Below are 26,113 nucleotides of genomic sequence, written 5' to 3' on the forward strand. Positions count from 1 at the left end.
AATTTAATATCCAGGATTTTGGGTTAGATTAGGGTTCTTCATTCTTTCCTCTGCAGGAATGGGATAAAGTAGGTCTGTATCTTCCCATAATGGGTCATTTTCCCACAAAATTTCATACCTGCCTGTTCTTTTAAGATCTAACCATTTATGACCCCATTCGGTAAATAATTCTTTGCTCCGTTGCTCCATTATTTCATCAAGAAGTACTTCGGTTTCGAGATTATTGGTATTAGAAAGTGGTGCCAGGCCTGCTCTGTGTCGAATGGTATTAATATCTTCTATTGCACCGGTAAAATTATCTTGCATAAGTCTAGCCTCAGCCCTTATTAAAAACTGTTCGGCTAATCGTAGCACCATAGAATACTCCGTACTTGGCTGCTCATTACTATTCCATATTTTGTATTTATAGGGGAAGTAAGCGTTAAGGCTTTCATTATAGCTGATCCAGTTTGAAAATCGAAGATCATTCTCATTAAAATATTCGATAAAATTTTCATCTAGTTGAACACTTGCCAGGAATGAAAAAACAGGATCTATAATAAAATAATTACCTTCATTGGTATGGGTCGTTGCCGCTCCTCTTCCTGCGGGAGATATTTGCCAAATAGCTTCCTGGCTGTTGGCCAGAAAAACGTCGTTCAATTCTCCTAATAAGACATAGGAGTTATTCGAAATCACCTGACTGCTCAATTCTTCAGCCATTTGCCACTGCTGGTTGTAGAGATGAACCCTGGCCAGCAAAGCCATAGCAGTATACCTATTAACTTTGGTCCGTATATCCTGGTTTTCGCTCGTTAAAACTTCAATTGCATCCTCTAAATCCAGTATGATTTGCGTATAAATTTCCTCGGAATAAGTTCGAGAAGCAAGTTCATTTTGCTCGTAGTCAGTGGTGAGTACAAGTGGAACATCCCCGTAAAGATTAACTAAATAGAAATACGTAAAGGCCCTCACGAATTTAGCCTCCCCCTCTAACTGATTTTTAACCTCCGATCCTATATTTTCGGATGATTGCAATCCTTCCAAAAAGGCATTCGTAATGTAAACCATATTATAGGCACTGGTCCAAAAGAACAAATTTGAGGTGTTTTCAGAAGTTATTTGGTGTTGATGAAATTCCATACGAGTAAGGTTGGTTTCCCTTATATTTTTTAAGAGGTTTCCCGACAAGGCACCCAAAACTGTTACACTATATGGAGAACCATTACTAAATGATGTCCTGAATAACTCGTTATAGATTCCTGTCATAGCGCTTTTAGCCGTTTCTTCACTACTAAAAACATCATCTCTTATAATTTTATAATCGGGGGCATCAACCTCCACAAAATCTTCGCAGGCAATTGAAATGGAAGCGATAAAAACTACAATTATCTGTTTTATTCTTTTTTTAATGAACATAATTTTTAATTAAAAGTTAAACTGAAGACCGGCAGTTACTGTCCGAAGGTTTCCAAATGAAGTGCTGGAATATGAAAGTTCAGGATCTAAACCTTCGTAAGGAGAAATTGTAAACAAGTTCTGCCCCGTAAGAAAAAATTTTCCATCCCTTAATCTTAATCCGGTTGATTGTAGAAGACTTTCCGGTAAATTATAGCCTAACGAAAATGTTTTTAACCGTAAGAAGGAAGCATCCTGGATAGTTAAATTTGAATTTATAGCATTGTTATAAGCTTGACTGAAGGCTGGTAACTGAGATATTCTTTGGTAATCTTCGTTGGAATTTAAAGCGTCTAAAACCACATCCCGTTGATTGGTAGGTCTACCGGCATTAAAAAAGGAAACCATACCTTCATGTTTTACATACTGTAATAAGAACTGGAGGCTAAAATTTTTAAAACTGAGGTTATTATTTATTCCGCCGTAATATTCTCTGGTTAAATCCTGGATTACCACCCGGTCTTCATAATCAAAACTTCCATCACCATTAATATCCGCAATTTGATATAATCCCGTTTCTGGATCAATTCCTTCATATCTATATAAAAGTGATATGTTTACAGGATGACCAATTCGATAAGTATTTGCATACGAAGACTGTTCAATACCGGGATAACTTACTAACCTATTTTTTGGGATACTAAAATTTAATGAAGTCTGCCAGTGAAAATTATCTGAGTTAAAATTCAAAGAAGATATTTCCACTTCCCAACCGCTATTTTCTACTGTGGCAGGAAGATTTGCCTGAACGGTATTGAACCCCGTAATAGCGGGCAAGGGATATCCTACCAATTGGTTTGAAGAACGGTTGCGGTACCAGCTTATCCCAAGGTTCAGTTTGTCTTTGAAAAAACCTAATTCCAGTGCGGCTTCCAGCTTTTTGTTAACTTCCCATGAAAATGAGGGGTTAGCCAGGGAAACGGGGTATAATCCTCCAGGGCCAGGGGTTGCCTCGTATGAATCCAGGTAACCGTAATCACCAATCTGATCATTTCCAGTACTACCATAACTACCCCTTAATTTTCCAAATGACAGAAATGACAGCGCATTTTTAATTAGCTCTTCCTCTGTAAAAATCCAGGCAGCACCTATTGCTCCGAAATTCGCAAAACGATTTTCCGGTCCGAAGCGGGAAGAGCCGTCACGTCGCCCTGTGAAATTTATAAATATTTTCCTCTTCCAGTTTGTTCCTATCCGGGCAAAGACTGCAGCATATCTGTACTGGTTTGTTTGGCTTGAAGCATTAATTACCCGTTCAGCTGCATCTAAATTGCCAATAAGTGATTCCGTTACATAACCGGCTCCCTGGTATCTAACCTGGCTATTCGTATTTTCCTGAAAGGTTCCACCTATTATAGCATCTAAATTAACATCACCGAAATTGTCATTAAAGATCAACTGAGGTTCAAGAATCCAGGATTTTCTATGGGAATTTAAATGAAAAGAATTGTTAGGTTCTCCTGCCGAAGGATTATACGACCTGCCTGGGCGTTTCATTAATTCCTGACTTTCATAATATGTATAACCGGCATTTAATCGTACCTGTAGGTTATTTAGAATTTGGTAGGATAAACCAAGGTTTGACAATAAATTGTTGGTTTCCGTTCTGCCGCGATTATAGTAACCGGCCAGAGGGTTTTCTAAATCTGCTACTGCCCATTCTTCCCAATTTAAACTACCATCTTCAGTAAAAAGATCAGGTGCATTTGGAGGCAATAAAACTGTTGACGAACTTATACTATTGCTCCAGAAAAGATCATTTATATCCACCCCGTAATTCGCAGAAAAATTGAGTTTTAGTTTTTCATCTTCAGATGAATGGTCAAGGTTAAAATTACCAGTTATTTTATTGTAAGTATTATCTCCTGGATAGACCGTGCCCTGAGAAAAATAAGAGCCACCTAATCTAAAGAAAGTTTTATCGCTCCCTCCTGAAAAGGAGAGATTGGCATTGGTGGTTTCAGCAGTTCCACCATAAAAGAAGTCTTGCCAGTCGGTGTAGCGATCCTGATCCCACGTTACCAAATCATAAGCATTTTGTGCTGTAGGTTCAACCCCGTCGTTTTCAAAAGCTGCTCTTCTTACTTCCAGATATTCTTCGGTATTTAATAGGTCCAGCCGATTGGGAACTGTGGCTACGCCGGTATAAAACCTGGCTTCCAGACCTGTTCCACGTTGTTTCCCGGTTTTAGTGGTAATCAAAACAACTCCGTTAGCTCCCCGCGACCCGTATATAGCAGTAGCATCGGCATCTTTTAATACCTCTATACTCTCTATGTTAGAAACATTTAAGTTATTTAGTGGGTCTATACCAGCTGTTCCTATTATTGAATTGGTTTCTACCGGTGTAGAATTTATTGGAACCCCGTCAATAATATATAAAGGGTAGTTTCCTTCTTCACGAAGGCTGTTTGTGCCCCTTATTCGGATAGTTGAAGCGGTGCCGGGATTACTGCCTCCCGGAGTTATTTCTACCCCGGCCATTCTCCCTTGTAAGGCTTGTATTGGGCTCACCACCGGTTGCAGTTCTATTTCCTCTGCAGTAACTCTTGAAATATTCCCTGTTTGTTCCCTTTCAGTAGTGGTATAATAACCAGCATTAATTTTTACTTCGCCAAGTGAGGCAACATCTTTTTCCAATTGAACATTTATCTCTGCATTATTTTCTACCGCGATTTCTACAGTTCTGAAACCTATATAGGAAAAAACCAAAATGCCATTGGCAGGAGCAGTGATGTTATACTCGCCATCCAGGTTAGTTACTGTTCCTCTATTGGTATTTTTAACCGTTACGGTCACGCCTGGAATAGGAAGTCCGTTTTTATCTTCTACTACACCCGAGATTTCTTTCTGCAAGGGCAGGGGAATAGTAGTTGCTGCAAATGCAGCCTTGGACAGAAAGAATAGTATCCCGCCAAGAATAATTAGCGCCACCCATTTAAGGCGCGAATAATTATTTTTCATAATTTCGTGTGGTATTTAAATGAAACATTGTTTTATTTAAGCTTAGGCCTTCCCCACTCAGACGCCAATCTTTAGTAAGGGAAGGCTTTTTAGCTTAATACCTTTAACTAAGGCTAATTCACTTTTCTTTTCATAAACAATTTCTTTTTTTTTTAAAACTTAACGACCCTATTCGTTAACACCTATTAACCCAAATTAATACTCCCAGTGCCTCAAAGAGGCCCCACCCAAAGCTGTTATTAAATAATAGGGCACATAACAGCAACCCACGGGATTGTTTATAAGATTTTCTCGTTCCCGCAAACGAGAGAATTAGTGAATACAGTAATAGCTACCGCCGGCCGCTTTGGCCTAATTATAATGTAAGGGCATAAAGCGAGACTTATAAATTGTAGAAGATTACTTTGAAAATTAAGAAGAGTTTACAATCAAAAAAGGCGTGGAGACTCAACTTAACGAACAGAGGTACTGGTATACCGCGCAACGATAAGAGAGCCCACGCCCGGGTCGTGAGCAATCTGCTTATCATCTCGTTGCTTAAAAATTACCAGTTTTCTGTCCGAGATTCAAAGCGAATGCTTCTAATATTTTACTTTAAGAAGTTTCGCAAATATATTAATATCAGGTAAATATAATAAAAAATACTAAAGGATACATATATGTATCCTAAATTTTCTCTTTAAAGATGGATTTTTATGCCAATGACGACAAAAATTTTCATAAAAGAGAAGAAAGCACTGGGGTTGAGGATTATTGAACTTCGAGAAAAGATAATAGATCCTAGAACAAACAAAGTAATTTCCCAAGAAGAATTAGGACTTCGTACAGGGCACGCAAAAAAAACAATCGGAGAAATTGAACGTGGGAATACTAATCCAACATTAGAAACCCTTTTGTTAATCGCTAAAGAATTAAATGTCACAATTAATGAACTTTTTCAATTTAATATGAAAGACTATTAAATTAAAAATGGCATTATTCCTTAGATCGTATTTTAAAATAAAGACCAATTCTGTTCATTAATTTTAATTTGTGTGAATGACTTCTTTTAAATCTAGAATTTAGATGAATAAATATCTAATTTCTCACCACTCACAAAACTCACTTTATTTACAATTTTATTATTCTTACGGTTATACTCAACTTCTACAAAGAACTTTTCTAAAGCATATAAGGCGAACCTTGAATTTGGTTCGAGTCTATAGGTTAGAAAATCACCTTTATTAAATAGCAATCTATATTGTTCTTCGTCAAGTAATAATTTGAATTCGTAAAGTGTCATAATTTTCAAATTAGGGGAAAAACCACCTTGACTGCCAAATAAATATTCCTGATTTTTAGGAAAACTAATTACAGGTGTTTAAATTAATTATTTTTCTTCTCTTTCTAGTTGCTTTAATGAGCCAAACTTTTATAAGTCCCGCCACAGCACATATCATAGAGTCTTATGAAATTAAATTTATGTAGTGAACAATAGAAATTAGTGAGGATTAAATTATAATTATTTCGCAAGGGAAGAATTATAAGGATATTCAAACACTGAATGTAGTTGAAATAGAAGAGAAGGAATTTGGAGAATTTGGTGTTTGTAAATGGTACTATTGTAACACTAAGGATATACCTGGGTCCGAAAAACTCATCATTGTTCCTATGCAGAAGAATCCTAAACAATTAAGCATTTTTGAACCTTCGAAGATGGAGCTAGTACTAAGGAGTTTAAAATAATGTTGGATTAGGTATATTTTACGGGTTACCGTAATCCACGTTTAATAATTATCGTTAGGTTTATAAACCTGCGTTTATCCCGAAATACATCTTATTAAAGAGTATATTGTATCGGGTCTAACAAGTTATGCAACATTTTTACTAACCAAATAACTATGCAATTAAACAAAATTATTATTCATGAATTGGCCAAAGAAAGTGGTTCGAATGAAACAGATTTACAAAGGTCCAAAGAATTAGTTGATATTGATGAAAATTCAATGGGCCTAATTGATGCTTTAAATAAAAGCTATAATAGAGATAAAGTGTTATATGCCATTTTTGACGATGAAGAAGGAAAGCATTTTCCCGAAAAATTTGAAGAATATGTGGCGACAGATCAAAATGATGAACAATTTATAGCATTGACAAGAAATCTTATTGGAAATTTAGAAGGATTTATTAAACCTGTGAATTTGGCAACAGGGGGCTATTTTGTTTTCGCAGATTATGAAAGTATTGATAATAATTACATAGGAATTTTCCTTATACGCGATACAGAGGGTAAAACATTAAGCAAGACGGCTAATTCTTTTTCAATAAATAGTATTGAATATGTTGATACAGGAAACTTGGCAATGGCTTGTCGAATTAATCTAGACAGATATACTGAAGATGAGGATCATTATCTATCATTAACACAATTAAGACAACAAGAAATATCGGAATACTTTAAAAACTGGATTTCGATAAAACAATTAGAAAGTAGTAGTGAATATACAAAGCAACTTTATAATATAATTACTCAAATAGAGCGCCCAATTAATCCAGAAACAGATGAAGAATATGAAATAGAAAACTTTAGAAATCTAGTATTTAATTATGTTAGTAGTAATCCGAACAAAATTGTCAATTTAAGAGATCTAAGTCAACATTTTTACGATGATCCTGATACCATAAATGATTATGCTAACGAAAATAATATTATAATAGATACAGAATTTAGATATAATACTAGACAATTAAAACGTTTTGTGAAATTGGAAGTCAACCGAGATGGTATTAGTTTTAAAATTTCCCGAGGCACTTTCGAAGATAAAGTACGTTTTTCGGATGATGATCAAAGTTTGGTTATCATAGAATCAAATTCATTTGCTAATGCTCTCAGAAATGAGTTAAATAATGCTAACAATCAAAACAAATGATTGAGATTCAGAAAAAACTTCTTGAATTTATACACGCTCTGAAATACGAGCTAAAATCTGATTACATACATTTTCCTTTTAATCAGCCACTTCAAGAATTTTTAGATGATAAAAAAATTGATAAGGAAAAAATAAGAGATAAAGAACTGAACATTCAGTATAAGGATTTAGGTTTTAAAATTTATAATTCACAAGAGGATTTCCTAACTATCGATAACGTAAAAAGAAACGAAGATGTATTAATTATTGATTATGATGGTAAAACTTTAAGTAAAATTTCTACGGAAATATTCGTTGATTTCGTATCACAGGAAAACTATTATTTTTTTAAGAATGCTCAAAGCTTTCTAGAATTCATTGAACTTATAAAATCAAAAGATAAGGAAAGTGAAGATGGTTTCCATTTCATCGATTACGTAAATGATGTTACGAGAAAAATTGTAATAACAAGTTTAAAGGAAAGAAGTCGTTTGATTTTAAATTATGATAAAAAAATTCCAAATTTTGATCCTTTATTTGATTATTCAAATGCCCTACTCCAATTTGAAAAATGTTTTGATTCAGAAAAAAATAATCTACCAAGATTTCTTAAAAGTTCTTTGATTGAACAAGCTCAAAGATATGATAGTAAAGAAAGAATGAAATTACTTTTCCAAAATTTGGATAAAGTTATTGAGGATGCTAAAATCACGTTTGAAGTTTACATAAATAATCTTTCCATAGATCAAATAAGGAAAGATTACGATGAATATAAATCTAAATATTTCAGTGAAGTTTCAGACATTTTAAAGAAGATTACTCAACAGATTATTGGATTTCCAATAGTTGTTGCATCAACATTATTTGCCTTACAAAGAATAAAGGATAATAATGATTTTTTGTATGTACTGGCTATCGTTTTATTTCTGACAACAATTTACTTAATTCTATTATTGAATATGAATTTTAGAGATTTAGATTACATAAAACATTTATCCAAGGAAGATTATAAAACTCTTGAAAAAAATAGGTTCTTTACCAAATTTCCTGAACAGATAGAAAGCTTTAAAAAAATAAAAAGCAGAGTCTCTACTAGAATTACAAATCTTGAAATTATTTGTGAATCGTATTTCTGGATTTTATCAGTTGGTCATACGTTTATAATTGGATTGATTTTAAATTATCTAGGTTTGAATTCTACGGCGTTATTTATGATATGCTTAGGAATATTATTTCTGATGGGAATTACTAAAAATAAAGTGTGGCAAGAAAAAAACGTTGCATAATGCACAATCCGGTGAAAACGGACACCCATTCCGCTGGAAAGCGGACAGTGATTCAGGACAAGACATAATACAGAACTGAGCTAAGTTCCAAGTAAACTACTCCCATTTTTAATACAAAATTTTCGCATTAAAAATTCACCATTTGTGAAAACCAAGTCTTATTGATCGTGGTCTTGTAAGAGTTTGAATTCATAAAGGTTTAAGTGAAGCATTCTGAGACTACACAAAATGTACTTAACTTTTAATCAAACCCTTAGTCGAATATCTCATCAAGTTCTGTTTCATATTCATACTCCTCCTTGAAAACCTGGTTTACTGAATAACTTACTTTAGTTTCATTCTCATTTTTTGGAAAACTGATGGCATAACCTATAATTGGTACATCTATATTTGAATCTTCCCATCCATTAGGCTTAGGATCCAAAGCATAAATTAGTAATAATCCGTTTTCAATTCCTCTATATTTTCTAACATTTTTTCCGGATGGGTATTCTGGAGGAGTTTCACTCTTATTTTTTCTTTCACTTAACTCCCAATCCTTAATTGTATCTTCAATTGCATTATTGTAAATGTTGCTATTTTCCGGTATATCGATAAATTCATGCCTAGGATCTATAATGTGGCTTTTTGCCATAATATAATAATTGCCCTCTCCTTTTTCTATATCTGAACGCATTGTGAGCCCTACAGAAATAGATTCTCCAGCTACTTCAAAATAATTTTCGTTCATATTTTTTCTCGTGGAAACTAAACATATCGTCCAATTCCTTAGAGCATATTTAGCAGCTTGCTTTTCTATATACTCTATGATCTTTTCATTTTCAATTGGATTTTCTTCACGTGTGTATCCTTTTAGAAAATTAATCACCAGATTGTAGTTATTTACTGATTGCCAGACAAAAGGCTGCCAAGAATTATACACGGTAGGTCCCAAACTATTAATAAAGTCAACCGTATGATTAAAATTATTTTCAATAATGCTTTTGTTTCTAATGAAACGAGATGTTTCCCGTAACTTATCAGAAAAACTTAACACCATATCATGACTGTAGCGGAACTTGTTAGTTGCAGTAACTTGTAGTACGTCCGGATGTTGTCTAACTTTTAGACCGAATTCCCTAGGTGATTTTCGCAAATTATTCATCTCTTCAAAGTCTTCCCTTAATTCATCTGAAGCAATTGTAATAAATCGATACCATTGTTTTAATTCTTTACTAGTAAAAATTCTGCACAAGTCTAAATAACCAGGTCGATATCCAAACCAGCGTCCCATTTGCATTAATGTATCATACATTTTCGAAGCACGTAGGTAATAACTTATCGTCAATCCTTCTAGGGTAAGTCCTCTTGACAACTTATTCCCTCCAACAGCGATTACAGAAAGTCCATGCTTTTTATTGTCATAATAATCAAGTGGAGTTATATTCTTATGCTTAAGTTCTGTTTCATTTTTGTTACCATGAACCGCCCTAACTTCAATTTTTGAAGTTGCTTTGTGTAATTGTGATTCAATCTCATACCATTCATGTTTTTTAATAAATGGATCATCATATCGATCATCATCAATAATTGAATCTGTAACTGAAGTATATTCATTTTCCCATATCTCTTTTAACTCAGATAATATATTTCCTTCTTTATATTCTATTTGTCTCTTAAAGGATTTTAATTCCTCATTTATAAGGTATGCTATTTTATCCTGCCACCTTACAAATCTTGTAACATGAACTAGCATAGAATTATGTTTCGTAAAATGTCCTCTGGTTCGTCTTATAGCGCATGAGAGTATAAAACATTTGATAGCATAATCTAGACTGGAAGGAAGACTACCAGGAAGATCACCCCAATGTTTATGTTTATCTGGTATGTAATCCTGATAGTCATTTATCTCTTTTACAATGGGAAGTGCTTTGTACTCTTCATCTAAATCTCCAACAAGAGTAGAATCTATTCCAAAAACCTGTTTTGGTCCAATGTAGTTGGAAGGAGGGGAAATATTAATAATAAAATCTCTTGGAAATAAGTCTTCTCCTGATTGTCTAAAAAATTCAGGGCGATTGACGTTAACTCCAGGTTCAATGGCTTGGAACTGGTCTGGAACCGGAATGAATATATTGGCAAATGGTGTGGCTGTATATCCAACATATCCACTCTTTTGAAATAGTGATAAAAGGGATCGAATTAAACCATTTATCGTAGAAACACTATCCTTGCTAACATTGATAGATGCATTATCTGCTTCATCATCTATAATTAATGCTGCATGTTTTATTACTTTTTTATTATCACCAATGGATTCTCCTGAAGAGGCTAATTGTCTAATCAATCTTTCCATTACAGATTTGTTTTTTTTGATAACAAAAATAAAAGGACCTGAACCATCAACAGGTATTGGACTTCTTTGGAAATCTCCATCAAGATCACTTGACGTGAGCGGAGTTGGTACTAGAGTAGAGTCATAATTACCTACACCCCATTTGTTAGAAGCAACTAATCTCCGTTCAACTTGAGTATCAAATCCAAGAAAACCTTTGTCAATTCTAAATTGAGTTTGTGCACGTAAGTCATTGTACATTCCCGTAAGCACAACTATTATTTTATATCCTGTATCTGCTGCTTTATTTATTAAGGCCAGATAGTTACTTGTTTTTCCCGATTGAACATGGCCTACGACCATCCCTCTTTTGTCCCAGGAACCTTCTTCTGCAGGGTTCTTCAAATGATCCAGAACATCATCTGTTATATCATCAATTTTGTCTATTGTATCGGGTGCATATTGCTCTTCCTTCTGTAAAAATTGTTTGTATCTATTCCAATATTTCCAGTTTTGTTTAATCGATTTGTCTATCCATGGTGAATACCCATCGTCCAAAATGGTATATGGATCAGATTCAATCGTATATTGCTGTTCAATATATTGTCTAATATGAGACTCATTTATTTCGGATTTTGAGAAAGCTAGCAGTGCCTGTTTAAAAACTCCATCTAAATCTTCTTCATTAATAGGAATCTTTTTACCTTTCAATAAGGTAATGACAAATTCAGTAAACTGTTCATTTTTTAGCCGGATGGTATCAATTTCAACTTTTAGTTCCCTTAGTTCACTTATTATTTCAGTTGGAGGATTTCCTTCTAGTGCATACTCATATAACTTTTGAGCTTCTACATAATCTGCGTTATCGAGTGCGAGGTATCCCGCACTTCTAAATAGTACTGAACGTGTAGGTTCAACCTGTTCACTAAAGAGTTCAATAGCTGCTTGTTTTTCGTATTCTAAAGCATCTTTAGAGTAATAGTCAAACTTTTCCAAGTCTCCTTTTCGTTTTGATAAAATTGCCATTTCAGCATTATCCATGGCGAGCCTATGAAGTTTTTTTATAAATTCTTTTTTCATCTTTCTGCAGTTAATATCATAGGATGAGAAAATCCTACAATTACTATTATAGCGGGCAATTTTGTTGCGTCAGATTGTTTGGTTTGCTCAATCTTAGTTTGCAACCGTTTGTTTAATTCTTTTTCATCTCCATTTAAGGAGCCCGAAACTTCCAGTCTTGCCTTACGCTGAAAAAGAAAACCATCTTTATCCCCTAACCAGTAATCTATTCCTGTTCCTTTTTTTGAACGTTCAATTACCTGATATTTTGATTCTTTAGCTACCTGAACCAACGCCACTCCGCAAGCCCCTTCTTCGGTTGCCTCCTGCATATCATTCCATGTTCTGCTTATTTCATTCGTGACTTCACACCTCTTTAATGTATAATTCCTTGTATATGCTCCTTTTCCAATTGAGGAGACATTAAGGGCATGACCTCGATCATTGATACATACTGCAGCAGCATGTGAAAGACTTACTCCCATAGCAGGGGTTAAATTATGGTGCTTTCCAAGTTCGAGTTCTGTGAGGTCTAAAATCATTTTGTTTTATTAAAATGTCTATGCTTAATATTATCATATCTAGCTAGAATTCTCTCCATTTCATATACTGAGAACTCCTGAGTTTCTATTCGTTTTCGTGAAGAAATGGCATCCAATTTATCAAATAGTGTCGCATCAATAACAACTGAAGTCATGATCCCATATCCTTGAGCTCCATACTGATCTATGGTATCAGAAATGTCAATGACTCTTGTAGCAGTAAGTGAACTTCCTGGCTTTAAATATTTACATTGAAAAATATATTTTTCCGGCAGATAACCAGGTCGAGAATGTGTATGCACTACAATATCCCTCCCACCATCTCTTGATTTGGATTTCCCCATTTTTCGAATCGTGTTGTTGTCAAATTTTGGATTATGATAGATTATGTCGTAACAGAGTTCCTCAAATTTTTCATCATCTAACTTTTCCCAAGGGCATTTTATCTCAATATGAATACCAGCGAGGTTGGCTGTGGTTCGAAAAAGAATAGAAAGTCTGTTACTAAGAGAAAAAAGCTCACTATGAGTAAGTTTGTCAGTTCCAAAAAACAGGTAAGAACATTTTTCATCTTTTACAAGAATATGATCTCCATATTCCGATAGGTAAAAGCAGACTACTGAAGGTGGTCGAAAAAATCCCTCATTTCTGGTTACTAAATTAATTAGCTCTTCACTTCTATCGTCAGGATAACCTTTATAGTTTTCCTGTGGGGACAATTTGGCGAAACTTCTATCAAAGGTTATGAATCTGTGCATCCAAATTTCATCTCGATTGAAGATATCGTTTTCTATATGCCAATTATCAAATATATTGCTGTAGCAATGTTTTGCCTGTAATAATGAGGCGAATGGGAAATGAGTTATTAATCCATCAGACATCAAATAACTAATATTTCCTAAAGCGAAAAAATCAGCTTTTATAAAATTAATTTTATCTATTCCAGAATACTCTTTTAATATTTTGGGTAAATCGGAAGTATTAGGTATAATCCATGAATCCAAAGAAACAAAGAAATCTTCTCCAATCATATCTGAAAATGCACACTTCCAGAAACCAAACCTTCTTTCTGGAAATGATTTGAATTCAGATTCAAAAAAGTTAGCATTCTCAACCGGGGAATATTCATAATACTCTCCATTAATGTAATTGGCATAATAGTCATCAACAAGCTCCGGAAAAGTATGCAGTTGTTGTTCCAGAGTTTCTCTATATTCATAATAGCCTTCCATAAAGGTCTCTGATTCTTCCTCATGCTTCCCAGAATATACTTTTCCATAGAAATGGATTAGGTTGCCCAGCTTTTCTATTTCTGTTGCAATTGGTCGTAACCCAAGTTGTGCTATCGGATGATACTCTAAGCTCCTATTTAGGTTATAACTTATTTTTTCAGAATGTTGAGATAAGTTTTGACCAATATATGCTGCTTCAAGATAATATTGAGCTAAGTCTGAATAATGTCGTGCTCGTTCAATGATAATTTGAAAAACAAACCCATTAGAGTTTTTTTTCAAAAACCCAACAATTTCCTTTTCAGAGGTAAACTGATCATGTATTTTTTCAAAATTAATTACCTTCATTACTAAGGTGTACTGATAGTTCTGGATAATGGTTAAATGGTTCTGTGTTTAAAATTTCTTCAATAGCGTCATCTTTACTCTTACCATCATTTATCAATTCTTCATATAATTGAATCACCATTTTTACCATATCTGAACTGGCTTTCCCTTCGAATGGTGTTGTTTGGAAATCATTATTTTCGGTTTCGTTGGTAACGATTAAAGGAAGTGGTACGGTTTCCTCGATTAACCTAAGAAGACGGTTCAACTTGGCTTTACTATCAGGGTATTTTGAAAGAAAGTTCCTAATAATAGGGTGTAAGCGATTGATTTGATAAAATCTTCTACCCTTGCTTTTTTTGTCTGCCCAAACCAGAATGTTGTTTTTCTGTGAATTTCCTTGACGTGTCCTACCAATTTGTCTATATACTTCTACAGCTTCTTTCCTTGCTTTATCTGCAATTTCTTTTAGACGCCTCCTAACCTCCGGTGGAGGTGTAGCTACTGATTTTTTTATGTCCAGTTGCCATGCATTATCAATATCTACTGAATTTGGTATATTGACATATATCCTGGCTAACTTATAATGCTCTTCCTGTTTGTACAACCCTAACCAGTCTCCAGCGAGCAAAAGCCTATTGTTTCTATAGATATAAAAGCCTTGGTGAGAGTTCCATCCTTTATTCCCTGAAGCATTTTCAAAAACCTGTCTATCTATCTTAGAATGTAACGGTAATACATAAGGTACTACTTCAATGTTATCATTAATCAATGTTTTTTCTAAAACCGTTGTTGCTTCCTCTGTTTTTAGGTAAGGATCCCAAGGAGTGATTTTTCTGTCTTTAATCCAAATAGTCAATTTTTGATTTTCCAAATATTGGTGAAAAACCATCCTTATATGTTTTTTCAAAAATTCAATATTTTCCAGAAATTGATTCATAGTTTCTTTAGAATTCTCAAGATTACTAGAAATCACCCTGTCTAAATCCTGCCATATTATAGAAGTTCCAGTGCTCAGATGGTTTAATTTTGAAATAAAGTTTTCATCTGCTAGATACTTTAAAACTTTCCAATTATTTACTTCGGCAACATAATCAAGATTCCAGCATCTATATATAACCTTAAGTGCATTTTTGGATTTCGTTGCCACGGTTAAATTTCTACACTGAGAAAACGAAGCGGTCTTCAATCCCAGTCCAAATCTACCCAAATCCTCATTACTTCTATCTGCTAAAGGGTTCTTAGAACCAGGTCTCATAGCTTCTATCAGATCTAGTTCTTGCATTCCCATCCCATCATCCGTAATTATCAAATAAGTTTTTTCTTCTTTCCATTCAAAATCTATCCATACATTCTTAGCTTTTGCAGCTATACTATTATCTATTATATCAGCAATAGCTGTTGCCAAGCTGTAACCGATAGAGCGAAAGCTCTCTATCATTGCCCCTGCATATGGAGAAGCATCTTCCCCTTCAAACTTTTTTAAATCTGTTAAATCCACTTATTAATTCATTGATCTTGAAATTGTTGAAAAATATTGTAAACAATCACGGCCAGTTTATTTGCTAGAAAAGGAGGCACTGCATTTCCTACCTGATGATATTGGTGCGTTCTACTCCCACAAAAATAGTAGTTATCCGGGAAAGTTTGAATTCTAGCTGCTTCTCTTACAGTCAAACTTCGACATTGGGAACTATCATAATGTATAAAATAATGCCCATCTTTTGAAATGTGACTTGTAACGGTAGTAGCTGCAACATCCGGTTTTTGAGTTCTAAACCTATCTACAAATTTATCGCCATCTCTTGCATTTTTATGCTCTGGCAGTAACCAGTCAGGATAATCTTTCAATCTGGGAAATTCTCCATTAGCTTTTAAATATAATGAAGAAAATAAATATCTACCTAAATCTTCTTTGAGATGGGTACGACTTTCATGATTTAAAACTCCAGAAAGGTTTTTATCGTAATACCAGGGTTTAAATAGAGAGTTATTCTCTTCTTCTAATTCAATTTTAAAATAACTTGCCCCCTGGTAATCTATATCCAATAATTCTTCAAATTCATTTTTAATTGGCTCATCAAATTTATTAAGGTATTCATGAATTATACCTTTCCAATTATCCAAACTATTTTTTATTTTAGAATATATATTTTTTTCTTTTTCATTAAGGCCGACAATTTCTCGACTAACACCACTTCTTATTTTAGGTAATGAACCAATGACCTGATCCAAGGTAATCTCTTCTGATTCCTGTAATATTTGTAATTCTTCCGGTATTAAATCTTTTTGTATTCCAAGTAATATAACTCTATGTCTTTTCTGAGGAATACCAAAATTTTCACTTCTTATCAAATAATCTAAGTCAGCATTATAAACTGGGAAACCATTTTCATCTGTAGAATCAGGCTTTTTCACAAATGAATAAACGCAATATTCCGGGCTTTCAATACCTTCAAAAATAGTATTAAGATATCGAAGATCCTTCTTAATCAAATCAAATACTTTCTTGCCATCAATCGCTGCCGAAAGTAATCCTTTAACATTTTCCATAACAAATACGGCAGGATGGTGTTTCGCTATAATTCTTAGATACTCTTTATACAAATGTACCCGATGATCTCCGTCAGAAATACCTTGATTACGTGATCTGCCGACAAGGGAATATGCCTGACAAGGGGGCCCCCCAATCAGCAAAAATTTTTCATTTTCAGAAAGAGCATCAGAAATTCTAATATCTATCTTTTCGTGTCTATCCTTAATTTCTTTTTCTGTATATCCGCCCTTTTTATTTCCTTTTTCATCAAACTCTTCGGGGTACGGAAGTTCAAAATTCCATGCTTCATCTTCCGCCATCTTCCATTCTTCCTCATAATTTTTCCTGAGAGAAGCTAAAATATCTTGCTGCTTTTTCCGATTATTTTCTTTTATGTAATCGTAATATAAATCTGGTATTTTACCTAGAGGAAACTTTCTATAAAAACTTCTTAATAATAGTGTTTGATGAGCATGTTCGTTCTTTTCAATCGAAAGTTTAATATCAAAAACTCTTTCGCCATTCTCAAAAATAGAGGAAAAGCCTTCACCAAGCCCACCGGGACCTGCAAAAATATCAATTACTGGTATACTCAATTTTTTAAAGCTTCTTTAATTTGTTTCAAGATTAATTTTCTTTTTTCGGAATTTTTTTTTCTCGGCTCTAATTCACAATCTGACCATACAACAATAATAGTCCAACCCATCTCCTGCCATTTTATAAAATTTGACTGGTCTCTGTCTACAGCAGAGTTTCTTCGAGATGTTATAACTTCCGATGACGTTTTAACCGTTTTACCATATTTGCAATTCTCGTGTTTATGCCAAAAGCAGCCCCTTATATCAATAATAGTCTTATGTTTAGGTAGAACGATATCCGGTTTACCGGGTAATTTATTAACATGTAGCCTAAACCGAAAACCCTGTGAATGAAGATATTTTCTGACAATCATTTCAGGGCTGGTGTTCTTACCTTTAATCCGACTCATATTATAACTACGAGTAGATTTGTTATGAACATCAGCCATTATTTATTTCTAAGTTTATTCTTTATCAACAAATATGAAACTAATTAAATGATAAATCAAGAAAGTCGTATTCGAATAATTAAATAAATTTCGGTATTAAAAAAGATGTAAATCGAGACAATTGGGAAGGAGGTCAGTCATTCAAAAAGATACTCTTATAAAAATTGATTCTTTTGAAAGTTTTATTGATGGGACTTGTAAAAAGAAATAAATAAGTACTAAAAAACCTCAAAATGCTGGCATTTCTGTAAGTACCTGAAAAATTAATTGAAACATTTCGAGAAAGTGTTTCAGCATCATTAAAGGAAGTAGATAAATTGAAAATTAAATTTTTGATTAAAAAATAAGCTGCTTTCAATCTTCCTAGAGATGAAAAAATTCTAATATTTTTTTTCCAGAATATGAAGATATTCCGTGGTCTTATCAAACTTATGATTCCTGTTTTCAGTTTTGTCGGCTTTGAATCTTTGGTAACTTTTAGAAGCAAGTTGGTAGTGACCGAATTTCTGCATAATATTTTCAATATTCTTTTGAGGCATAAGTCCCTCATTATTATAACTTAAAAAAATATACCTGAAATTGGATTTTTCAATTAAATCTTCGAAAGCCTCTTCTACCTTAACTTTACTACAGTAATCTGATTTTATATATTCTCTTAAACCTGTTTTTCCTTTAGGAATAAAGCTGTCATACCGCGCAATGGTATTCAGTAAATGATAATTAGCTCCATACTGCCTTGCATTATAGGGCGGATCTAGATAGAGTAGATCTCCTTCAATTTGCGAAATTAAATTATTACTGTCTTCATTATAAACCTCGTGTTCATTGCCATTTAATTGGAAACTAGCCGGAAGTAATACCATTTCTTTCTGAGCCGACTTTTTTAGTTTTTTCAAGTAGGCACCATACACAGAAGCAGTATTAGCAACTTTATCTGCACTTTCCAACAAACTGGCTAATAAGAAGAAATATGTTGATTCATCAATTTGCTCTTTATCCCTCCAGGTTTCTATCTGCATCCTAATTGCATCAATCTTCTTTCCATTTATATCAGAAAAATACTGTCGTTCTGCTTTATCACCTGAACAGTAGTTTTTATAAATAAAGCCCTCCTGCGGAGATATGTCATTTAATTTTTTAAGCCAATCACCTTCTTCAGGTATTAACAAATGATTACCTATATAGTTACGGTTAAGCACATAGCTATAGTATTCCAAATCGTTACTGATTACCTTTTTTACAAGTGGCTTAAAATTTCGTCCTACTATTCCAGTACCAGCAAATAAATCACAGAAAGTTAGCTTGGAAAGATCGGAACCAACAATATTCTGAACATTTTCCGTGATGAAGGGAATTAATTTATTTTTAGAGCCGATGTAATTCATTAAAGGTGATTTTGAAGAATGCAAATATATAATTTATTAGTACGGCTATGCATAAGAATACTATCTTAGACTATTTTGTAAGACATTTTTATTTATTTGTAAGTAATGTATAATGCAAGGATACTTGATCTAATTTAAAAGCTCCTTAATTATAGTTTGATTAAATCTTTTTCAATGAACAATGAAACTTTCGGAATTACATTTCAATACGCCATTTGTAAAAAATACAAATTATCCCATCAAATATCTTCCAAAAGGATTTCTGAGGATATTTTAAGAAAAATAGAAAATTCAGGCATCATTGAAAAGCTTTTTGAGAAAATTAAGCCAGTAGAATTTCTTACTTTTTCTAAAAAATATACTTCAGGATTTGTAAAAAAATGCCCACATAACTTTCTACTGTCAGATGGACAAACATTCTCGATTAGGACTTTCGGGAAAAAGAATAAAAAGTTCGCACCAAAAGTAGTAGGGCAAGCCGGAGATAATACATTTAACCACTTTTTTGGCGATCTAGCAGGAGAAACAATAGATAGAGAAAATTTTAAAACATTCTGTTTATCAAAAGTGCACGAAATTCTCCCTATTCTTATTGATTACGCCCTAATTAGTGATGAAACAGCCTGGATATACATAGATGAAAATGAAAACCTGACCTTTAAAATTATTCCCAGAGAGGATTTGCCAGAGCTGACTTTTGAAAGAAAAGATTTCTCCTTTACTAAAGATACGGTCGCTACCTGGAATGAAACAACTACTGCGAAGTATAAGGGTAAAACCATTATTGAATTTCAATTGCATACTAACAGAAGTGGTTATAAAATTAGGCTAGATCGAGAGAACTTCCCATCTCTTCTGATGATAGAAAAGGTTTTAAATAATTCCGTTATTGGAGATTCGGCAGAAATGGCGATTTGTGAACATTTCTTATTGGATCCTGGAGTTGATAATGACAGATTAAAGAATAACTCCAATTCGCTGGTGGTTAGTTTATTCAAAAAGCACTATCAAATGAATGAAGAAGAACTCTTTCCATATAAGCCAGTGAAGTATGGTGGAACAGCGGCCAGAATAAGAGGAGGTAACAGTAAAAGTGGTATCGATTTTATTCTTGAAGACGGAAAATCTCTTTCCTTAAAAACCAATAAAAACAAAAATGCAAAAGTTTGTCCACCAGAAGTAGGCCAGCCCTCCCCTAACACATTTGATTATTATTTCTCTGGTAAAAGGTGGTATGAAGGTAAAATGAATGGCAGTAAGTTTAGGAAAATCGTTCTGGATAGGGTAATACTCGCAGAATTATTATCGGAGTATTTAAAACATTTAAATGAATGTGATTATCTGTTATGGTCAATTTACAATGATGGAAGTAAAATAGCTTCGAAATTAGTAAAGAAGAAATTCTTTAAGGATTGGTATTTTACTCCTGATGAACTTGAATATTCTAATGATTTCCAAGATAAAAACAGTGTTACCATTCGTTATGGCAAAATTAGTCTTGGTGAATTTCAGATTCATTCTGCTCGAAATTCCTTAAAGTTTAGATTTCATTTTGGGAACTTAGTTTCTATAATAGACCCGGAAAGAAATTAAAAAAAAGTCGCATTTCAGGCTTATAAAATAAGTCTTATACCATCACCAGGGAAATACCATCCGAGGCTGAAAATAAGACCTAAAGTTTCAATTGCTGCTCAAAAAAGAATATAATAAAAGAGACCAGTTTCTCTGGCTTAACCTTCGAAATGAGATCGTAATGGTGCGATCAGCGGTGTTTATATTGGATGAAGACCTGGAAGTTCTCGATTATAGTTATAGGCATCCCGATAATGAGGAAGTTGAATCCTCGAAAATAATAGGTAAAGCATTTCAGGAATTATTGATAGTAAAATTCCAAGGGCAATGGCAGGAAAAAATAGCGGATTTTTTAGATAATAACGCTCAATCTTTTAATCTAAACCTCGAATATCAATTTGATGAATATTTAAAAATCAGTTTACCATCAGTGGTCTCCAGGTTAAAGGGAAGGGGTAAGGGGAAGTTTACTGTCACCTCTTATCACCTGGATACTTCAAAGGATTTTTTTTCTGAGCTACCTAAGGATTCTGGAATTAAGTCCTATTCGAAATGGGACCAGAAACTATTTCATGAAATCCATATTTATATTATGCATCACCTGGAAGAAACTTTAAAACCTTTGGATCAACTTGCGGAGCTATTTAACACTAATGAGCATAAGATTAAAACCGTTTTTAAAGAGATTTTTGGCTGCACTCCGTTTCAATACCACGCCAGGGAAAGAATTAAACGGTGTAAATTTCTTATTGAAACCACAGATCTAGATCTAGCCAAAATTTCTGATAAGATGGGGTTTGGATCATATCCGCATTTTTCAAAAAGCTTTAAAGAAAAAACCAAGGTTACACCCAAGCATTATCAGAAGATTATCCGAAATTCATAAGTAATGAAGCTGTGATTTTTAAATAAGAGGCAATTTTGTGTCCCACTTTTTAAAAGCGTGCTCATACTTCGCTACAAGGAAAAACGTGCAATTTAAATTGTAGGGAAAGAGTTGTTAATCTCCTAAGATTATGATATTTGATTATTTAGAAGCTTGGGGTATATAAAAATGCTAGATAAATTTTTAGAATGGAAATTTCCCATTTTATTTACACCTTACCCGAATAATCTCATCAATTCTGCTGGTATAACGATTTGAAAGACGTTCCTGTTTCATCTTCCAGGTACGACCAAGATCCATACCTGCAAATTTCACTTTTCCGTTTTCTGTTTGGTTCAGGCGATCTATGGTTTTCATAAGCATCTGATGCCGGGGATCCTCCTTAGAAAATAAGGAAAGTTGCCGTTCAGAAGCGGGCGTAATTCCCATAATAATTACTCCCGCTTTTTTGTATTGGTAATCGGATTTGAAAATCTTTTTAAGACCATATAAAGCAGCTTTTGTTAATACCATAGTGGAATTGGTTGGTGTGGAAAGTTTCACCACCATATTGGCTCGATACTGCTTAAGGTCGGTTCTAAAAGGATTAGTAATCAGAAATACATAGAGCAGCGTGCAATTTGAATCCTGTTTGCGAAGTTTTGTTGCGGCTTTTGCTGCATAGGTAGCTACCCGCTCCCGCAGATCGTCGAATTCACTATACATTTTCTCGAAGCTTCGGGTAACTGCAATGTTCTTTTTATTCTTTACTTCCTCAAAATCCAATGTACTTTCACCTGAGAGATCTCGTTTTAATCTTAAACCTACCACGCTCATTTTTTTCAGTACATATTCATTAGGTAACTGAACAAAGTCCCAGGCACTCTTAACGTTAATGCTTAATAATCTTTTTTCGTGCTGTCTGCCAATTCCCCAGACATCAGCAATTTTCGTCCAGCGCAATGCTTTTTCTTTCTTCTCTTCCGAATCAATGGCGTAAACACTCCCGGTGCGGTCTGCAAATTTCTTGGCGATCTTATTGGCAATTTTTGCCAGGGCCTTGGTAGGAGCCAGGCCAACACTTATAGGAATACCCGTTTGCCTGGCCACCCTTTCCACCATCTCCTTACCAATTCGCTCCAGGTCGTATAATTCAAAACCGTTAAACTTAAGAAAGGATTCATCAATGGAGTAGATCTCAATATCCGGGGTAAATTGGGAGAGTATGTTCATTACGCGTCCGCTCATATCCCCGTACAGCGAATAATTACTGGAGAAAACGGAAATTCCTTTAGCTTCAAAATCCTTTTCAAATTGAAAAGCAGGGGCTCCCATAGGAATGCCCATTGCTTTAGCTTCATTACTTCGCGCAATAACACAACCATCATTATTGCTAAGTACTACCACTGGTTTATTTCGAAGGGAAGGATCAAAAACCCGTTCACAACTCGCATAGAAATTATTGCAATCTACCAGGGCAAACATATTATAAATCCTTTATGCAGTGAGTAACGACTCCCCATATGACAAAATCATTTTCGCTAGTGACTTTAATTGGTTTATATTTTTCATTCTCGGCTACAAGCCAGATCATATCCTTTTCAATTTTAATACGCTTTACAGTAAATTCCCCGTCTAAGAAACATACAGCGATATTATCATTTTTGGGTCTTAGGCTTTTATCGATTACTAAAAGATCACCGTTACCAATCCCGGCACCAATCATACTATCTCCTTCAGCGCGGCCAAAGAATGTGGCTTCTTTATTTTTGATTAGTTGATGGTTAAGATCAATAATATCTTCTAAATGGTCATCTGCCGGAGAAGGAAAACCGGCAGAGATGCCATTACTAGAAAGCGGCATTATAAGATGATGTAAAGAATATTTTTTGTAAATTTTCATAAGCAAACATTGGAAAACAAAATTAGGTAAAAATCCATATAATTGGATATAATCCAAAATTATAATTATGTGTTACGAAACCAGCCTGTCCAAGAAATTAAAATCAATTGAGAAACATACCGGTGCGGTTATGCGATACCCAGAAGTTTATGAACCCTGGTATCATTTGTCGGGGTTTACTCATCCTAATATGTTTTGTATTCCTATGGACGAACCGGATATTATTTTGCCGATGGAGTGGGGGCTGCTTGCGCCGTGGGCAGACGACATTTCGACATTTCGAAAAAAATATAATACGCTTAATGCCAAAGCAGAAACACTTTTAACCAGTAATATGTATAAAGAAGCTTCCAGAGAACGTCGCTGTTTAATACTTGCAGATGGTTTTTTTGAACCTCACTATGAAAAAATGAGTGGTCCGGCTACGCCATATTATTGCTATTTGGAAGGTCGTAAGCTCTTTAGTTTTGCAGGAATCTATAATACTTATGATGAAGATTATTGGACAGTAAGTTTAATTACTAGGGAGGCGAATGATTTCTTTGCTGAAATCCATAATAAGAAGAAAAGAATGCCATTGGCCGTAGATCGTAATTTTGAAGGAGAGTGGCTTGATCCCGATTTAAACGATAATGGAATTGAGGAAGTGCTGGCTACTAGTTTTATGCGAGAGCCTTTTAAAGCACATCCAGTAACCAGGGATTTATATAAACGAGGTGTAAATACTAATACTCCTGAAATATTGGAAAAAGTAGAGGAAAACCCTAATCATTTTTAATGAGTGATTTTTTTGACATTAATAAACCAAAACACTAGTAAAAACCACCGATTAGTTTCATATTCTGATGGGTTTTCTATACTCTATAATTTTTTCTTGCCTTTATTCTATTTCAAAAGTACCCTATTTACTTTCTTATTATTAATTGGGTAAGGCTACAACCTACTCATTGAATTAATTTTTAAAAAGATTTACTTATTATATCCAGAGCATTTTCCTTTTTTTGAATTTTAACTCCAGAATCGATCAAAACTTTTTAAGGTTTTGAACAGAGGCTACCTTCCTTGTAGATTTACTTCCTATAGCGGCTTCACATTACCTTTTTTCGATGCATTTATTTTACAATATCCTGGCCTGGTAAAGCGTATAAAAAGAGAAGGCGAAGCCAAAACGGCTTTATGCCGCTGTCCAGAAAAGGATGTTGTTCTTTGCACCTTAAAAAGGAGAGGGGGCTTAAGGATGACGTTTGCATATGGATCAGGAAATACCACCATTTTCTTGAGAAAGAAGGACTATGATGGGAAGTTCAACCAAGCGGACTTCATTGAAAAATTTCGAACTGGAGTGGAGCGTTCCGATTTTTCATCGGGTTAGCGTAATGGAAGTCGCAATTTCTTCGATGGTGTTCAAGACCTTTAAAGAGAAGCGTTATTCCCGGAATGTATTGGGAATGGGCTGAACGGGTATACTTCGATTAATAGTTCCTGATGAAAATCTATTTAAGTAATAGTTTCCTTTCTCATGTTGAATCAAAAAATAGAAGAGCAAAATACAACCTTAACCACTTAAACGAAATTGCAGTAATACTTGAATGCTCTTTAAAGATTTTTGGCCAGATAAACCACTGTAGATACGTATATTTCCAATTTTTTCCTCCTAACCAATCTCTATCCTCTTTCCTTTATGGTTTTCCGTTTTTTCTTTTCTTTTATTGTTTTATATTTAGCGAAACCTGCGTTTATCCCGTTATATCTATTATTAAAAAGATAAATCATGTGAGATATAACGAGTTGTGTGTAATTGCATAGAAAATTATGAGATTAAATAAGGATCATAAAAAGAGTCATATAATTGGTAAGCTTAAAGTTCCTTATTCTCTAAATGAACCATTCTTTAGAAGAAAAAAATGGGTTGATGAACATGACACGAAAAAATTAGAAGAATATGCTACTGGTTTTTTCGTAATGTTTCTTCGAAATATAGAAAGGCGCAAAGTGTTATATTCTTCACCTAATCCAGATGATGATCACAAAAATCCAGATACTTATGTGCATTTAGATGGAAAATTGGATGGAATACAGATTGTTCAATTGACATTAAATAACCATTTGACAAATTTTAATCAGACAAAAAGGCTATGCGAAGATATTTCTAGATTTATCACAAATGAATATAAGCCACCAATCAAAATTAATATTCAGATTTATCCACCGTGGGAAACAGAACGGCCTCCAAAATTTTCAACAAAAATGCGCAAAAAAGTAGCTAAGGAAATAGCAGCTACAATGGAGAAGAATATTCAAATATTAAAAGAGAAAAAAGAATATTTAAATTTTGAATTAGATAGAAAGATCTTCGGAAAAGTGGCAGACAGTTTTAATTTATATCCCATACCTTCTAGTTATCATTCAACCTTTTTCGGAGATAATAATGTCTATATTGATTATGAATTTGATGCTATTCAAATTTCAGAAGAAGATATTATTTCAGCTTGTAATAAGATCTACTCAGACAAGAATGGTGGAAACTCGGAAATATTGTTAATCTGGGGAGACAAAAATCATTTTATGGGTACGGAAAGTCTAATTATAGATAACCTAAAGCAGAGATTTCAAACAACCACTTTCAAATCCGTCTATTTCTTAGCTTTTCATAATTTATTAGATGTACAAGAAAGAATCTATAATTGCGAGAAAATTATTTGAATACTGTAACTACACACAACAATAGTAACCGTTCACAAGCCTCTAATTTTCTTCTCAGAATGAGATTTTAAGG

General features: G+C 34.1%; 19 protein-coding genes. 7 read left to right on the plus strand and 12 right to left on the minus strand.

Annotation, left to right across the window (positions count from 1 at the left end; translation table 11 throughout):
• Positions 1-3: 3 nt before the first annotated feature.
• Both B5X53_RS05505 and B5X53_RS05510 read right to left on the minus strand, forming a co-directional pair.
• Positions 4-1,398, minus strand: a complete 1,395-nt coding sequence (locus B5X53_RS05505) for a RagB/SusD family nutrient uptake outer membrane protein (protein ID WP_079712242.1) — start codon at positions 1,396-1,398, stop codon at positions 4-6.
• A gap of 9 nt (positions 1,399-1,407) precedes the next feature.
• Complete coding sequence (locus B5X53_RS05510; protein ID WP_079712243.1) at positions 1,408-4,401, minus strand: SusC/RagA family TonB-linked outer membrane protein; 2,994 nt, start codon at positions 4,399-4,401, stop codon at positions 1,408-1,410.
• A 695-nt stretch (positions 4,402-5,096) separates the two neighbouring features.
• Between B5X53_RS05510 and B5X53_RS05515 the strand changes: the two genes are divergently transcribed.
• Positions 5,097-5,363: a helix-turn-helix domain-containing protein gene (locus B5X53_RS05515; protein ID WP_234999242.1), complete on the plus strand. Its 267-nt coding sequence runs from the start codon at positions 5,097-5,099 to the stop codon at positions 5,361-5,363.
• A gap of 92 nt (positions 5,364-5,455) precedes the next feature.
• Here B5X53_RS05515 and B5X53_RS05520 read toward each other — a convergent pair whose 3' ends face one another.
• Complete coding sequence (locus B5X53_RS05520; protein ID WP_232764129.1) at positions 5,456-5,683, minus strand: hypothetical protein; 228 nt, start codon at positions 5,681-5,683, stop codon at positions 5,456-5,458.
• 598 nt (positions 5,684-6,281) lie between these two features.
• On the opposite strand from B5X53_RS05520, the gene B5X53_RS05525 reads away from it, so the two are divergent.
• Together B5X53_RS05525 and B5X53_RS05530 are read left to right on the plus strand one after the other, a co-directional pair.
• On the plus strand, positions 6,282-7,310 hold the full coding sequence (locus B5X53_RS05525) for a nucleoid-associated protein (protein WP_079712245.1): 1,029 nt from the start codon (positions 6,282-6,284) through the stop codon (positions 7,308-7,310).
• Complete coding sequence (locus tag B5X53_RS05530) at positions 7,307-8,575, plus strand: hypothetical protein (protein ID WP_079712246.1); 1,269 nt, start codon at positions 7,307-7,309, stop codon at positions 8,573-8,575. Before B5X53_RS05525 ends, B5X53_RS05530 begins: the two co-directional genes overlap by 4 nt.
• Before the next feature lie 253 nt (positions 8,576-8,828).
• On the opposite strand, the gene B5X53_RS05535 is transcribed toward B5X53_RS05530, so the two are convergent.
• The 7 genes from B5X53_RS05535 to B5X53_RS05570 form a co-directional block, all read right to left on the minus strand.
• Positions 8,829-11,969, minus strand: a complete 3,141-nt coding sequence (locus B5X53_RS05535; RefSeq protein WP_079712247.1) for a Z1 domain-containing protein — start codon at positions 11,967-11,969, stop codon at positions 8,829-8,831.
• On the minus strand, positions 11,966-12,490 hold the full coding sequence (locus B5X53_RS05540) for a hypothetical protein (RefSeq protein ID WP_079712248.1): 525 nt from the start codon (positions 12,488-12,490) through the stop codon (positions 11,966-11,968). Before B5X53_RS05540 ends, B5X53_RS05535 begins: the two co-directional genes overlap by 4 nt.
• Positions 12,487-14,070, minus strand: coding sequence for a hypothetical protein (locus tag B5X53_RS05545; RefSeq protein ID WP_079712249.1), 1,584 nt, complete (start codon positions 14,068-14,070; stop codon positions 12,487-12,489). The genes B5X53_RS05540 and B5X53_RS05545 overlap by 4 nt, the downstream gene beginning before the upstream one ends.
• Positions 14,057-15,550, minus strand: coding sequence for an ATP-binding protein (locus B5X53_RS05550; RefSeq protein ID WP_079712250.1), 1,494 nt, complete (start codon positions 15,548-15,550; stop codon positions 14,057-14,059). Before B5X53_RS05550 ends, B5X53_RS05545 begins: the two co-directional genes overlap by 14 nt.
• A gap of 8 nt (positions 15,551-15,558) precedes the next feature.
• Entirely contained in the window at positions 15,559-17,181 is a 1,623-nt protein-coding gene (locus tag B5X53_RS05555; protein WP_079712251.1) for a DNA cytosine methyltransferase, read from the minus strand.
• The gene (locus tag B5X53_RS05560; protein WP_079712252.1) at positions 17,178-17,612 is read right to left on the minus strand and encodes a very short patch repair endonuclease; all 435 of its coding nucleotides are present in this window, start codon (positions 17,610-17,612) and stop codon (positions 17,178-17,180) included. The genes B5X53_RS05555 and B5X53_RS05560 overlap by 4 nt, the downstream gene beginning before the upstream one ends.
• Positions 17,613-17,992: 380 nt before the next feature.
• Positions 17,993-18,997 carry a DNA adenine methylase gene (locus B5X53_RS05570; protein WP_079712254.1) on the minus strand — a complete coding sequence of 335 codons (1,005 nt, stop codon included), beginning with the start codon at positions 18,995-18,997 and terminating at the stop codon, positions 17,993-17,995.
• Positions 18,998-19,171: 174 nt separating this feature from the next.
• Between B5X53_RS05570 and B5X53_RS05575 the strand changes: the two genes are divergently transcribed.
• Together B5X53_RS05575 and B5X53_RS05580 are read left to right on the plus strand one after the other, a co-directional pair.
• Positions 19,172-20,590 (plus strand): hypothetical protein, encoded by a 1,419-nt coding sequence (locus B5X53_RS05575; RefSeq protein ID WP_079712255.1) that lies wholly within the window; start codon positions 19,172-19,174, stop codon positions 20,588-20,590.
• 91 nt (positions 20,591-20,681) lie between these two features.
• Positions 20,682-21,455: a helix-turn-helix domain-containing protein gene (locus B5X53_RS05580; RefSeq protein ID WP_079712256.1), complete on the plus strand. Its 774-nt coding sequence runs from the start codon at positions 20,682-20,684 to the stop codon at positions 21,453-21,455.
• A gap of 204 nt (positions 21,456-21,659) precedes the next feature.
• On the opposite strand, the gene B5X53_RS05585 is transcribed toward B5X53_RS05580, so the two are convergent.
• Together B5X53_RS05585 and B5X53_RS05590 are read right to left on the minus strand one after the other, a co-directional pair.
• A complete protein-coding gene (locus B5X53_RS05585; protein ID WP_079712257.1) occupies positions 21,660-22,919 on the minus strand; it encodes a Y-family DNA polymerase in 1,260 nt (419 codons plus the stop codon).
• A 1-nt stretch (position 22,920) separates the two neighbouring features.
• The gene (locus tag B5X53_RS05590) at positions 22,921-23,337 is read right to left on the minus strand and encodes a LexA family protein (RefSeq protein ID WP_079712258.1); all 417 of its coding nucleotides are present in this window, start codon (positions 23,335-23,337) and stop codon (positions 22,921-22,923) included.
• A 67-nt stretch (positions 23,338-23,404) separates the two neighbouring features.
• On the opposite strand from B5X53_RS05590, the gene B5X53_RS05595 reads away from it, so the two are divergent.
• Both B5X53_RS05595 and B5X53_RS05605 read left to right on the plus strand, forming a co-directional pair.
• Positions 23,405-24,115: an SOS response-associated peptidase gene (locus tag B5X53_RS05595; RefSeq protein ID WP_079712259.1), complete on the plus strand. Its 711-nt coding sequence runs from the start codon at positions 23,405-23,407 to the stop codon at positions 24,113-24,115.
• Between the two features lie 1,034 nt (positions 24,116-25,149).
• Positions 25,150-26,040, plus strand: a complete 891-nt coding sequence (locus B5X53_RS05605; protein WP_079712261.1) for a hypothetical protein — start codon at positions 25,150-25,152, stop codon at positions 26,038-26,040.
• Positions 26,041-26,113 lie beyond the last annotated feature (73 nt).

Origin of the sequence: Salegentibacter salinarum (assembly GCF_900168115.1) — a bacterium.
Lineage (GTDB): Bacteria > Bacteroidota > Bacteroidia > Flavobacteriales > Flavobacteriaceae > Salegentibacter > Salegentibacter salinarum.

What these genes read in the sequence shown, in the direction of transcription:
- B5X53_RS05505 (WP_079712242.1), bottom strand. Translation starts at nt 1,398, where the DNA reads ATGTTCATTAAAAAAAGAATAAAACAGATAATTGTAGTTTTTATCGCT.
- B5X53_RS05510 (WP_079712243.1), bottom strand. Translation starts at nt 4,401, where the DNA reads ATGAAAAATAATTATTCGCGCCTTAAATGGGTGGCGCTAATTATTCTT.
- B5X53_RS05515 (WP_234999242.1), top strand. Translation starts at nt 5,097, where the DNA reads ATGCCAATGACGACAAAAATTTTCATAAAAGAGAAGAAAGCACTGGGG.
- B5X53_RS05520 (WP_232764129.1), bottom strand. Translation starts at nt 5,683, where the DNA reads ATGACACTTTACGAATTCAAATTATTACTTGACGAAGAACAATATAGA.
- B5X53_RS05525 (WP_079712245.1), top strand. Translation starts at nt 6,282, where the DNA reads ATGCAATTAAACAAAATTATTATTCATGAATTGGCCAAAGAAAGTGGT.
- B5X53_RS05530 (WP_079712246.1), top strand. Translation starts at nt 7,307, where the DNA reads ATGATTGAGATTCAGAAAAAACTTCTTGAATTTATACACGCTCTGAAA.
- B5X53_RS05535 (WP_079712247.1), bottom strand. Translation starts at nt 11,969, where the DNA reads ATGAAAAAAGAATTTATAAAAAAACTTCATAGGCTCGCCATGGATAAT.
- B5X53_RS05540 (WP_079712248.1), bottom strand. Translation starts at nt 12,490, where the DNA reads ATGATTTTAGACCTCACAGAACTCGAACTTGGAAAGCACCATAATTTA.
- B5X53_RS05545 (WP_079712249.1), bottom strand. Translation starts at nt 14,070, where the DNA reads ATGAAGGTAATTAATTTTGAAAAAATACATGATCAGTTTACCTCTGAA.
- B5X53_RS05560 (WP_079712252.1), bottom strand. Translation starts at nt 17,612, where the DNA reads ATGGCTGATGTTCATAACAAATCTACTCGTAGTTATAATATGAGTCGG.
- B5X53_RS05570 (WP_079712254.1), bottom strand. Translation starts at nt 18,997, where the DNA reads ATGAATTACATCGGCTCTAAAAATAAATTAATTCCCTTCATCACGGAA.
- B5X53_RS05575 (WP_079712255.1), top strand. Translation starts at nt 19,172, where the DNA reads ATGAACAATGAAACTTTCGGAATTACATTTCAATACGCCATTTGTAAA.
- B5X53_RS05585 (WP_079712257.1), bottom strand. Translation starts at nt 22,919, where the DNA reads ATGTTTGCCCTGGTAGATTGCAATAATTTCTATGCGAGTTGTGAACGG.
- B5X53_RS05590 (WP_079712258.1), bottom strand. Translation starts at nt 23,337, where the DNA reads ATGAAAATTTACAAAAAATATTCTTTACATCATCTTATAATGCCGCTT.
- B5X53_RS05595 (WP_079712259.1), top strand. Translation starts at nt 23,405, where the DNA reads ATGTGTTACGAAACCAGCCTGTCCAAGAAATTAAAATCAATTGAGAAA.
- B5X53_RS05605 (WP_079712261.1), top strand. Translation starts at nt 25,150, where the DNA reads ATGAGATTAAATAAGGATCATAAAAAGAGTCATATAATTGGTAAGCTT.